Origin of the sequence: Pantoea alhagi (genome assembly GCF_002101395.1) — a bacterium.
GTDB classification, from domain to species: Bacteria; Pseudomonadota; Gammaproteobacteria; order Enterobacterales; family Enterobacteriaceae; genus Mixta; species Mixta alhagi.
In genome coordinates this window covers 1,875,305-1,887,592 of record NZ_CP019706.1, presented here as the reverse complement: position 1 = coordinate 1,887,592, position 12,288 = coordinate 1,875,305, and the positions used below count along the sequence as shown (strand labels likewise).

General features: G+C 51.2%; 6 protein-coding genes, 5 tRNA genes, 3 rRNA genes and 1 other RNA gene. 1 reads left to right on the top strand and 14 read right to left on the bottom strand.

Annotated features, from left to right (window positions below):
* Positions 1–125: 125 nt before the first annotated feature.
* The 8 genes from nusG to B1H58_RS08835 form a co-directional block, all read right to left on the bottom strand.
* Positions 126–671: a transcription termination/antitermination protein NusG gene (nusG, locus tag B1H58_RS08870; RefSeq protein ID WP_085069543.1), complete on the bottom strand. Its 546-nt coding sequence runs from the start codon at positions 669–671 to the stop codon at positions 126–128.
* Between the two features lies 1 nt (position 672).
* Positions 673–1,056, bottom strand: a complete 384-nt coding sequence (gene secE, locus B1H58_RS08865) for a preprotein translocase subunit SecE (RefSeq protein WP_085072266.1) — start codon at positions 1,054–1,056, stop codon at positions 673–675.
* A gap of 231 nt (positions 1,057–1,287) precedes the next feature.
* Positions 1,288–2,472, bottom strand: a complete 1,185-nt coding sequence (tuf, locus tag B1H58_RS08860) for an elongation factor Tu (RefSeq protein WP_085069541.1) — start codon at positions 2,470–2,472, stop codon at positions 1,288–1,290.
* Positions 2,473–2,583: 111 nt separating this feature from the next.
* Positions 2,584–2,659, bottom strand: a tRNA-Thr gene (locus B1H58_RS08855).
* A 5-nt stretch (positions 2,660–2,664) separates the two neighbouring features.
* Positions 2,665–2,739 (bottom strand) — tRNA-Gly (locus B1H58_RS08850).
* A gap of 128 nt (positions 2,740–2,867) precedes the next feature.
* Positions 2,868–2,992: non-coding RNA, RtT sRNA (locus tag B1H58_RS08845), on the bottom strand.
* Between the two features lie 45 nt (positions 2,993–3,037).
* Positions 3,038–3,122, bottom strand: a tRNA-Tyr gene (locus B1H58_RS08840).
* An 18-nt stretch (positions 3,123–3,140) separates the two neighbouring features.
* Positions 3,141–3,216 (bottom strand) — tRNA-Thr (locus B1H58_RS08835).
* 595 nt (positions 3,217–3,811) lie between these two features.
* Between B1H58_RS08835 and coaA the strand changes: the two genes are divergently transcribed.
* Complete coding sequence (gene coaA, locus B1H58_RS08830) at positions 3,812–4,762, top strand: type I pantothenate kinase (protein ID WP_085069539.1); 951 nt, start codon at positions 3,812–3,814, stop codon at positions 4,760–4,762.
* 65 nt (positions 4,763–4,827) lie between these two features.
* Here the strand turns inward: coaA and birA are convergent, their stop codons facing one another.
* The 6 genes from birA to B1H58_RS08800 form a co-directional block, all read right to left on the bottom strand.
* Positions 4,828–5,790, bottom strand: coding sequence for a bifunctional biotin--[acetyl-CoA-carboxylase] ligase/biotin operon repressor BirA (gene birA / locus B1H58_RS08825; protein WP_085069537.1), 963 nt, complete (start codon positions 5,788–5,790; stop codon positions 4,828–4,830).
* On the bottom strand, positions 5,787–6,824 hold the full coding sequence (murB, locus tag B1H58_RS08820) for a UDP-N-acetylmuramate dehydrogenase (RefSeq protein ID WP_085069535.1): 1,038 nt from the start codon (positions 6,822–6,824) through the stop codon (positions 5,787–5,789). Before murB ends, birA begins: the two co-directional genes overlap by 4 nt.
* A gap of 312 nt (positions 6,825–7,136) precedes the next feature.
* Positions 7,137–7,252: ribosomal RNA gene (rrf, locus tag B1H58_RS08815) — 5S ribosomal RNA — on the bottom strand.
* Between the two features lie 97 nt (positions 7,253–7,349).
* Positions 7,350–10,255 (bottom strand): 23S ribosomal RNA (locus B1H58_RS08810).
* Positions 10,256–10,446: 191 nt separating this feature from the next.
* A tRNA-Glu gene (locus B1H58_RS08805) sits at positions 10,447–10,522 on the bottom strand.
* 84 nt (positions 10,523–10,606) lie between these two features.
* Positions 10,607–12,148, bottom strand: a 16S ribosomal RNA gene (locus B1H58_RS08800).
* Together the 16S, 23S and 5S rRNA genes with 1 tRNA gene alongside form the textbook arrangement of a ribosomal RNA operon.
* Positions 12,149–12,288 lie beyond the last annotated feature (140 nt).

The window sequence follows — 12,288 nt, the reverse complement described above, 5'->3', positions numbered from 1 at the left end:
CGTTTAAGGCTTCCCGTGATTAATCTTTCACATGGCATTAAAGCCACATAAAAACAAAAGGCGCGAAATTGTAGGGCAATTTCGCGCCTTTTGCAACTCATAATCGAAAATTTCGATCGGGCAATTTAGCCTTTTTCGACCTGGCCGAAATCCAGCTCAACCGGTGTGGCACGGCCGAAAATAGAAACAGACACCTTCAGGCGGCTCTTCTCATAATCAACCTCTTCCACCACGCCGTTAAAGTCGGCAAACGGACCATCGTTAACGCGAACCATTTCACCCGGCTCAAACAGCGTCTTCGGACGGGGTTTGTCGCCAACCTGCTGCAGGCGGTTCATGATCGCATCAACTTCTTTATCGCTAATTGGTGCCGGGCGATCGGAAGTTCCGCCGATGAAACCCATAACACGTGGAACGCTGCGCACCAGGTGCCAGCTCGCGTCATTCATAACCATCTGCACCAGGACGTAACCTGGGAAGAATTTGCGCTCGCTTTTACGACGCTGGCCGCCACGGATTTCTACCACTTCTTCAGTGGGCACCATGACTTCGCCAAACAATTCTTCCATGTTGTGCAATTTGATATGCTCACGCAGCGACTGTGCTACGCGCGCTTCAAAACCGGAAAACGCCTGAACGACGTACCAGCGCTTTTTTGGAGCTTCAGACATCTCAGAACCTCAGGCCAGTGATAAACGATACCAGACGGACCAGAATACCATCCAGCCCCCACAAAATCAGTGACATCACGGCGGTAACCGCGGCAACGATTAACGTGGTATGCAGCGTTTCTTGACGCGTAGGCCAAATGACTTTGCGCACTTCGGTTCTGGCTTCACGAGCGAAAGCCAGCGTTGCTTTACCCTTCGTCGTTAACAGTGCGATACCGCCCGCCAACGCGATGAGAACAACAACAGCCAATGCGCGCAGCGGTAAGGTCACTTCGCGATAATAGAAGTTACCTACGATTGCTACGATCAGCAAAATGGCGACGACTACCCACTTTATCGCTTCCAGGCCGCGCCCGCTTCCTTGAGCTTCGGTATTAGCACTCATAAACCAACCTGCCACATAAATCAGAAACAATTTTGCCCCGCGCATGCGAGGCAGCCAAACCGAATGCAGCTGTTGAGGCGTAACTCGGTCGATCACGCCGTGCTACAGAGCCTGTCTCAGCAATGATTATGAGCGGAAAATCACTGATGAGCCAGGTTCTATGTTACAGCGTATAAAAAGGGCATCAAATGATGCCCTCTTCTTGTACGTTGCGTCAAATGTTATCGGCAATTAGCCCAGAACTTTAGCAACAACGCCCGCGCCTACGGTACGGCCGCCTTCACGGATTGCGAAACGCAGACCGTCGTCCATCGCGATCGGGTGGATCAGGGTAACAACCATTTTGATGTTGTCGCCCGGCATTACCATCTCAACGCCTTCCGGCAGTTCGATGGTGCCAGTCACGTCAGTAGTACGGAAGTAGAACTGAGGACGGTAGCCTTTGAAGAACGGAGTGTGACGGCCGCCTTCGTCTTTGGACAGAATATAAACTTCTGATTCGAACTGGGTGTGCGGCTTGATAGAGCCCGGCTTAGCCAGAACCTGACCACGCTCGATCTCTTCACGCTTGATACCACGCAGTAGAACACCAACGTTCTCACCAGCACGGCCTTCGTCCAGCAGTTTGCGGAACATTTCAACGCCGGTACAGGTAGATTTCGCAGTATCCTTGATACCAACGATTTCAACTTCTTCACCAACTTTGATCACGCCACGCTCAACACGACCAGTAACAACGGTACCACGGCCAGAGATTGAGAATACGTCTTCGATCGGCAGCAGGAACGGCTTATCAATCGCACGCTCAGGTTCCGGAATGTAAGAATCCAGGTGACCAGCCAGCTCGATGATTTTCTCTTCCCACTCTGCTTCGCCTTCCAGCGCTTTCAGCGCGGAACCGCGAACGATCGGAGTGTCGTCGCCCGGGAAGTCATACTGTGACAGCAGGTCACGCACTTCCATTTCAACCAGTTCCAGCAGCTCTTCATCATCAACCATGTCGCATTTGTTCAGGAACACGATGATGTAAGGAACGCCAACCTGACGACCCAGCAGGATGTGCTCACGGGTCTGCGGCATCGGGCCGTCAGTCGCAGCAACAACCAGGATAGCGCCGTCCATCTGAGCAGCACCGGTGATCATGTTTTTCACATAGTCGGCGTGGCCCGGGCAGTCAACGTGCGCGTAGTGGCGAGACGGGGTGTCATATTCAACGTGAGAGGTGTTGATGGTGATACCACGAGCTTTTTCTTCCGGCGCGTTATCGATCTGATCGAATGCACGAGCCTGGCCACCGTAAGTTTTAGACAGAACGGTAGTGATAGCTGCAGTCAGGGTAGTTTTACCGTGGTCAACGTGGCCGATAGTACCGACGTTGACGTGCGGTTTTGAACGTTCAAATTTTTCTTTAGACATCGATTGTCCCTCTAAGACACGGTTAAATCGGTGATATCACCACATCAACCAGGCATCGCCTGTGCTGTTGAATTTTTTGTACAGGAAGAATCAGGGAGGGAGATAAAGAAGTGGTGCTGATACCCAGAGTCGAACTGGGGACCTCACCCTTACCAAGGGTGCGCTCTACCAACTGAGCCATATCAGCACATCTGGAGCGGGCAGCGGGAATCGAACCCGCATCATCAGCTTGGAAGGCTGAGGTAATAGCCATTATACGATGCCCGCAACCTGGAACTCGGCTACCTGTTCTTTCTGTAGCAAATGAATAATAAGTTAAGGATGCTTATTATTCGAGCTTCGAGCCAACTTGCGTTGCTTGCTGACTCCGACTGTGCTTGAGCTCAGTCTGAATATGGTGGTGGGAGAAGGATTACTCGTCGCTTCGCTCCTCACCCTTCGGGCCACGCTGCGCGTGTTGTCTCGCGCTGCTCGACTCGAACCTTAACGAAGGTTTTCACCTTCTCCAAACCGAAAACCTTTAGGCGATTCAGTTTGGTTTAGCTCTGTTGCCAAAGCTTAAATATGGTGGTGGGAGAAGGATTCGAACCTTCGAAGTCTGTGACGGCAGATTTACAGTCTGCTCCCTTTGGCCGCTCGGGAATCCCACCTGATATTTGGATACTTGATGGTGCCGGCTACCGGAATCGAACTGGTGACCTACTGATTACAAGTCAGTTGCTCTACCTACTGAGCTAAGCCGGCATCAAGTGAGGCGCATTCTAGGAAGACCGGCTGAGGTATGCAACAAAAAAATCGCGATAAATGTTCTATCGGTCACTATTTGTGCAATTCTTCGCAAATTTACGTTTTTTTGAAGAAAAAACAACCGTTCCTGCTGTTGGCTCTGGGTTATCAAAGCGTGTTTTTTACTTATAACGCTATTCTTTTGCATGAAAATTTTGGCTGCGGAATAACTACTTTTCTCTTCCGAGGTGCTACATTGCCCACCTGACTATGGCAAGCGCTACAGATAAAAGCGTGCAAAATTCACTTTTGTGATCGACGTCACACCTTCATTGATGGCGATTAAACTCATTGTATTGTTTAGCCCGCTTTACCGCCTGAAGGAGCATTGAACTTTTTATCTAAACCTTCCCTAGTTCCTGCTGCTTATCAATAACAAAATTTGCGAGGATCGTTCTGATTACCTTTAGCAATCCATTTTTTTCCTTCTTTTTCTCCTGTTACTGGTGTTAACCTCCTGCGCATTGTTTTCTGAAATTACCTTCAGGGCACAGGAAGATGGCTATGCTTACCTGTTGCCATTCGGTAAATATCTGCTGGCAGAAGCATGCTTATGAGTAATAAAGAGTCCTCATTTACCACCCCGTATCTGACATTCAGTCGCCAACAATGGGCTGCGTTGCGTGATTCTGTTCCGATGACATTATCAGAGGATGAGATCGCTCGTCTGAAAGGCATTAATGAAGATCTTTCACTGGAAGAGGTAGCTGAAATCTATCTGCCTTTGTCCCGTCTGCTGAATTTCTATATTAATTCTAATTTGCGTCGTCAGGCAGTACTGGAGCAGTTTTTAGGTACCAGCGGGCAAAAGATCCCGTATATCATCAGCATTGCCGGTAGCGTAGCCGTAGGTAAAAGCACTACTGCGCGCGTTTTACAGGCGTTGCTAAGCCGCTGGCCTGAACATCGTCGCGTCGAATTAATTACCACCGATGGTTTTCTTCATCCGAACGCCGTATTAAAAGAACGCGACCTGATGAAGAAAAAAGGCTTTCCGCAGTCTTATGACATGCACCGCCTGGTCAATTTTGTTGCTGACCTGAAATCGGGGGCAACTGAAGTAACGGCGCCGGTTTATTCTCACTTGATTTATGATGTCATCCCCGACGGCGATAAAGTCGTACAGCAGCCCGATATTTTAATTCTCGAAGGATTAAACGTGCTGCAAAGCGGGATGGATTATCCTCACGATCCACATCACGTATTTGTTTCTGATTTTGTTGATTTTTCTATTTACGTCGATGCGCCTGAAGAGCTGCTGGAAGACTGGTATATCAACCGGTTTCTGAAGTTCCGCAAAGGGGCCTTTACCGATCCCGACTCTTATTTTCATCATTACGCACAGCTGTCCGAAGAGGAAGCCGTTAATATCGCAACCCAACTATGGAGAGAGATTAACTGGCGTAACCTGAAGGAAAATATTTTACCCACACGTGAGCGTGCCAGTCTGATCCTTAGCAAAAGTGCTAACCACGCTGTTGAACAGGTGCGGTTACGTAAATAAAGCAGAATAGTGCTTCTGAAAAGCTATACGCGCCTTCAGAAGCACTCTGTCGATAAAGTAAGCCGTCAGTTCTGTGGTCGTAAGGATATTTCGCCACCTACCCAGGATTTCGTTACGCCATCCTGCTCAAGCAGTAACCCGCCTTGTTGATCAATACCACGAGCGATGCCCAATACTTCACGATCGCCAATCAATAACTTAACCGGTCTGTTAATAAAGTTATCCAGCCGCTGCCAGCGAGAAAGAAAAGGTACTAATCCTTCCCGTTCGAAATCACGCAGGCTATGACGCAATTGATTTACTAACAGACTTACAAGTTCGTTGCGGTTGATAGCAATACCCGCCTCTTGCAGGTTAATCCAGCCCTGGTTTACTACCGTAGCATCAGGAGTACGCATTTTCAAATTGATGCCTGCGCCAAATACGATTTGTGCGGCATCGCCTGTTTTCCCGATCATTTCGACCAGGATGCCAGCCAGCTTTCGATCGTTCAGATAAAGATCGTTCGGCCACTTTACTCTTACGCCTTCAGCACCCAGCCGCTGCAATACTTCAGCAATAACAATACCGATAACCAGGCTTAAGCCCATCGCTGCAGCCGGTCCCTGCTCAAGACGCCAGTACATTGAGAGATAGAGATTAGCGCCGAAAGGAGAAAACCATTGACGGCCACGGCGTCCACGCCCTGCCTGTTGATATTCAGCCACGCAGGCATCGCCCGTTTGTAGCGATCCCATGCGTTCCAGCAGATACTGGTTAGTGGAGTCTATAACGGGTATTACCGCCAGTCCTTGTTGTTCCAGGTTGCGGTTAATTTCCGCTTCATCCAGTAACTGTACAGGAGCAGGCAAACAATAGCCTTTTCCTGTCACGGTAAAGACATCCAGCCCCCACTCTTTTAAAGTCTGAATATGTTTGTTTATTGCGGCGCGGCTCATACCGAGCTTTTCGCCAATTTGTTCACCTGAATGGAATTCCCCATCAGCCAGGATAGAAACTAATTTTAACGGTACGCTGTTATCTTTCATGAAATAATCTCAACGGCATTTTTTTCTCCGTCAGCGCCAATAAAACGCACTTCCGGCTCCAGCCAGACGTTAAATTTTTGTCCCACGCGCTGTCTGATTTCACGGGCTAATGCAACAACATCTTCTGCGCTCGCCTCTTCCGCATTAATTAATACCAGGGCCTGCTGCTGATGTACGGCCGCTCCGCCAATGCGATAGCCTTTCAACTGGCATTGATCAATAAGCCAGCCAGCAGCCAGCTTAACTTCACCGTTACTTTGCGGATAATGGGGAGCATGCGGAAAAGTTGCCAGTAATGTTTTAGCCTGCTCTGCACTAACCACAGGATTTTTAAAGAAGCTGCCAGCGTTTCCGGTTAACGCCGGATCGGGCAATTTACTACGGCGCATATGACAAACAGAATCAAAAATCTGCTGAGGAGTTACGGTTGTGGGATCGAGCTTAGCCAGATCGCCATAGCTCATTACAGGTTGCCACTGCCTGGGTAAGCTAAAACCAACGCGGGTAATCGCATAACCGTTCTGTAGCCGATGCTTGAAGATACTATCGCGATAGCCAAACTCACATTCTGCTGCCGTCAGCCGGTGAGTCTGGCCGCTTTCCAGCTCAAGGACGTCAACCCACTCGCAAACATCCTTTATCTCAATGCCATAGGCACCAATATTTTGAATAGGCGAAGAGCCGACGCAGCCGGGTATTAAAGCAAGGTTTTCCAGTCCGGCGATGTTTTGCTGTAGCGTGTAAGCGACCAGAGCATGCCAGTTTTCACCGGCTCCTGCCTGTAGATGCCAGTGCTCATCACTTTCAGTAATAGTAATTCCTTTAATACGGTTTATTACCACTATGCCGCTGAAAGCTTGCAGAAACAGGACATTACTACCCTCACCTAATAATAAGAAGGGCAAATCGCGCTGATGACACTCACGCCAGGCTGCAAGGATATCTTGCGGCGTTTCTGCGTATACAACTTTTTCTGCGCCTGTTTCGATGGCAAAGGTATGTAGTTTTTTAAGTGAGAATGCAGGACTGGACATGAAGCGGCCTTTTCCGATTAACTGCGCTCAGTTTACCCGATCGATACAGTGGGAAGAAAATTTTATCCTGTCGGTCTGGAAGGCATATTCGTTAATAAGCCTCATAGTGAAAAACTAAAGGCGGGGCGCTGACGGCAATGAATATTATCAAGGAGCCTGGCCCAGCTAAAAGCAGAAGGGAATGAAAAATAGTTGCAGGACAGGATCTACAGGCGGGTACTGACGATCTTTTCGCCACAAACGTGGCTTTTTTACCGATCGCCAGACACGAAAAAGCCTCAGCTTTCGCTGAGGCTCCGTCGTTGTTTTGATGCCTGGCAGTTCCCTACTCTCGCATGGGGAGGCCCCACACTACCATCGGCGCTGCGGCGTTTCACTTCTGAGTTCGGCATGGGGTCAGGTGGGACCACCGCGCTCTCGCCGCCAGGCAAATTCTGTTTCCGCACGCCGCCCGCAGGGCCACGCACGCATATCCGTCAACAAGGCTGAAAATACTCTCAGTTCCCAAAACGCTTCCGGCGTTGTAAGGTTAAGCCTCACGGGTCATTAGTACCGGTTAGCTCAACGCATCGCTGCGCTTACACACCCGGCCTATCAACGTCGTCGTCTTCAACGTCCCTTCAGGGGGCTCAGGGCCCCAGGGAAGACTCATCTCGAGGCAAGTTTCGTGCTTAGATGCTTTCAGCACTTATCTCTTCCGCACTTAGCTACCGGGCAGTGCCATTGGCATGACAACCCGAACACCAGCGGTGCGTTCACTCCGGTCCTCTCGTACTAGGAGCAACCCCTCTCAGTCTTCCAGCGCCCACGGCAGATAGGGACCGAACTGTCTCACGACGTTCTAAACCCAGCTCGCGTACCACTTTAAATGGCGAACAGCCATACCCTTGGGACCTACTTCAGCCCCAGGATGTGATGAGCCGACATCGAGGTGCCAAACACCGCCGTCGATATGAACTCTTGGGCGGTATCAGCCTGTTATCCCCGGAGTACCTTTTATCCGTTGAGCGATGGCCCTTCCATTCAGAACCACCGGATCACTATGACCTGCTTTCGCACCTGCTCGAACCGTCACTCTCGCAGTCAAGCCAGCTTATGCCATTGCACTAACCTCACGATGTCCGACCGTGATTAGCTGACCTTCGTACTCCTCCGTTACACTTTGGGAGGAGACCGCCCCAGTCAAACTACCCACCAGACACTGTCCCCACGCCAGATTATGGCGCCAGGTTAGAACATCAAACATTAAAGGGTGGTATTTCAAGGATGGCTCCGTGCGAACTGGCGTCCGCACTTCACTGCCTCCCACCTATCCTGCACATCAAGGCTCAATGTTCAGTGTCAAGCTGTAGTAAAGGTTCACGGGGTCTTTCCGTCTTGCCGCGGGTACACTGCATCTTCACAGCGAGTTCAATTTCACTGAGTCTCGGGTGGAGACAGCCTGGCCATCATTACGCCATTCGTGCAGGTCGGAACTTACCCGACAAGGAATTTCGCTACCTTAGGACCGTTATAGTTACGGCCGCCGTTTACCGGGGCTTCGATCAGGAGCTTCAGGTTGCCCTTAACCCCATCAATTAACCTTCCGGCACCGGGCAGGCGTCACACCGTATACGTCCACTTTCGTGTTTGCACAGTGCTGTGTTTTTAATAAACAGTTGCAGCCAGCTGGTATCTTCGACTGGCTTCGGCTCGGGGAGCAAGTCCCTCCACCTACGCGCCAGCGTGCCTTCTCCCGAAGTTACGGCACCATTTTGCCTAGTTCCTTCACCCGAGTTCTCTCAAGCGCCTTGGTATTCTCTACCTGACCACCTGTGTCGGTTTGGGGTACGATTCGTTGTTACCTGATGCTTAGAGGCTTTTCCTGGAAGCAGGGCATTTGTTGCTTCAGCACCGTGGTGCCTCGTCATCACGCCTCAGCCTTAACTTTCCGGATTTGCCTGGAAAGTCAGCCTACACGCTTAAACCGGGACAACCGTCGCCCGGCCAACATAGCCTTCTCCGTCCCCCCTTCGCAGTAACACCGAGTACGGGAATATTAACCCGTTTCCCATCGACTACGCCTTTCGGCCTCGCCTTAGGGGTCGACTCACCCTGCCCCGATTAACGTTGGACAGGAACCCTTGGTCTTCCGGCGAGCGGGCTTTTCACCCGCTTTATCGTTACTTATGTCAGCATTCGCACTTCTGATACCTCCAGCAGACCTCACAGTCCACCTTCAGCGGCTTACAGAACGCTCCCCTACCCAACAACACTTACGTGTCGCTGCCGCAGCTTCGGTGCATGGTTTAGCCCCGTTACATCTTCCGCGCAGGCCGACTCGACCAGTGAGCTATTACGCTTTCTTTAAATGATGGCTGCTTCTAAGCCAACATCCTGGCTGTCTGGGCCTTCCCACATCGTTTCCCACTTAACCATGACTTTGGGACCTTAGCTGGCGGTCTGGGTTGTTTCCCTCTTCACGACGGACGTTAGCACCCGCCGTGTGTCTCCCGTGATAACATTCTCCGGTATTCGCAGTTTGCATCGGGTTGGTAAGCCGGGATGGCCCCCTAGCCGAAACAGTGCTCTACCCCCGGAGATGAATTCACGAGGCGCTACCTAAATAGCTTTCGGGGAGAACCAGCTATCTCCCGGTTTGATTGGCCTTTCACCCCCAGCCACAGGTCATCCGCTAATTTTTCAACATTAGTCGGTTCGGTCCTCCAGTTAGTGTTACCCAACCTTCAACCTGCCCATGGCTAGATCACCGGGTTTCGGGTCTATACCCTGCAACTTAGCGCCCGGTTAAGACTCGGTTTCCCTACGGCTCCCCTATACGGTTAACCTTGCTACAGAATATAAGTCGCTGACCCATTATACAAAAGGTACGCAGTCACCCCATAAAGAGGCTCCCACTGCTTGTACGTACACGGTTTCAGGTTCTGTTTCACTCCCCTCGCCGGGGTTCTTTTCGCCTTTCCCTCACGGTACTGGTTCACTATCGGTCAGTCAGGAGTATTTAGCCTTGGAGGATGGTCCCCCCATATTCAGACAGGATACCACGTGTCCCGCCCTACTCATCGAGCTCACAACACATGCATCTTCGTGTACGGGACTGTCACCCTGTACCGTGCGCCTTTCCAGACGCTTCCACTGACACACATGCTGATTCAGGCTCTGGGCTGTTCCCCGTTCGCTCGCCGCTACTCAGGGAATCTCGGTTGATTTCTTTTCCTCGGGGTACTTAGATGTTTCAGTTCCCCCGGTTCGCCTCATGCCACTATGTATTCATGACATGATAGTGCAACGGATTGCACTGGGTTTCCCCATTCGGGTATCGCCGGTTAATAGCGGTTCATATCACCTTACCGGCGCTTATCGCAGATTAGCACGCCCTTCATCGCCTCTGACTGCCAGGGCATCCACCGTGTACGCTTATTCGCTTAACCTCACAACCCGCAAGCGTCTTGCGACACTCGTGAGTGCGAGAATTGAGAGAATCGTGAACAACTGGATTAAAGTTGTTCCGTTTTCAATTTTCAGCTTGTTTCCGGATTGTTAAAGAGCAATATCTTAAAGCCGACTCGTAAGTCAGTTTTAAGATAATTTGGCAGGTGACTTTCACTCACAGACCAGCAAGTGGCGTCCCCTAGGGGATTCGAACCCCTGTTACCGCCGTGAAAGGGCGGTGTCCTGGGCCTCTAGACGAAGGGGACACTGAGTCTGCTTCGCAAGACGCCTTGCTCGTACATTTCATCAGACAATCTGTGTGAGCACTTCACGGCCGGGATTCAGCATGGTAAGGAGGTGATCCAACCGCAGGTTCCCCTACGGTTACCTTGTTACGACTTCACCCCAGTCATGAATCACAAAGTGGTAAGCGCCCTCCCGAAGGTTAAGCTACCTACTTCTTTTGCAACCCACTCCCATGGTGTGACGGGCGGTGTGTACAAGGCCCGGGAACGTATTCACCGTGGCATTCTGATCCACGATTACTAGCGATTCCGACTTCACGGAGTCGAGTTGCAGACTCCGATCCGGACTACGACGCACTTTATGAGGTCCGCTTGCTCTCGCGAGGTCGCTTCTCTTTGTATGCGCCATTGTAGCACGTGTGTAGCCCTGGCCGTAAGGGCCATGATGACTTGACGTCATCCCCACCTTCCTCCGGTTTATCACCGGCAGTCTCCCTTGAGTTCCCGACCGAATCGCTGGCAACAAAGGATAAGGGTTGCGCTCGTTGCGGGACTTAACCCAACATTTCACAACACGAGCTGACGACAGCCATGCAGCACCTGTCTCACGGTTCCCGAAGGCACTTCCGCATCTCTGCAGAATTCCGTGGATGTCAAGGCCAGGTAAGGTTCTTCGCGTTGCATCGAATTAAACCACATGCTCCACCGCTTGTGCGGGCCCCCGTCAATTCATTTGAGTTTTAACCTTGCGGCCGTACTCCCCAGGCGGTCGACTTAACGCGTTAGCTCCGGAAGCCACGAGTCAAGCTCACAGCCTCCAAGTCGACATCGTTTACGGCGTGGACTACCAGGGTATCTAATCCTGTTTGCTCCCCACGCTTTCGCACCTGAGCGTCAGTCTTTGTCCAGGGGGCCGCCTTCGCCACCGGTATTCCTCCAGATCTCTACGCATTTCACCGCTACACCTGGAATTCTACCCCCCTCTACAAGACTCTAGCCTGCCAGTTTCGAATGCAGTTCCCGGGTTGAGCCCGGGGATTTCACATCCGACTTGACAGACCGCCTGCGTGCGCTTTACGCCCAGTAATTCCGATTAACGCTTGCACCCTCCGTATTACCGCGGCTGCTGGCACGGAGTTAGCCGGTGCTTCTTCTGCGGGTAACGTCAATGAACCAGGTTATTAACCTCGCTCCCTTCCTCCCCGCTGAAAGTACTTTACAACCCGAAGGCCTTCTTCATACACGCGGCATGGCTGCATCAGGCTTGCGCCCATTGTGCAATATTCCCCACTGCTGCCTCCCGTAGGAGTCTGGACCGTGTCTCAGTTCCAGTGTGGCTGGTCATCCTCTCAGACCAGCTAGGGATCGTCGCCTAGGTGAGCCGTTACCCCACCTACTAGCTAATCCCATCTGGGTTCATCCGATGGTGTGAGGCCCGAAGGTCCCCCACTTTGGTCTTGCGACGTTATGCGGTATTAGCCACCGTTTCCAGTGGTTATCCCCCTCCATCGGGCAGATCCCCAGACATTACTCACCCGTCCGCCACTCGTCAGCAGAGCAGCAAGCTGCTCTCTGTTACCGTTCGACTTGCATGTGTTAGGCCTGCCGCCAGCGTTCAATCTGAGCCATGATCAAACTCTTCAATTTAAAAGTCTGATGCTCAAAGAAAAACGTCGTAATGAATTACGTGTTCACTCTGAGACTTGATACTGCAATAGTTTTTGCGATATCCCGTCCGTGAGTGCCCACACAGATTGTCTGATAAATTGTTAAAGAGCAGTGCGACC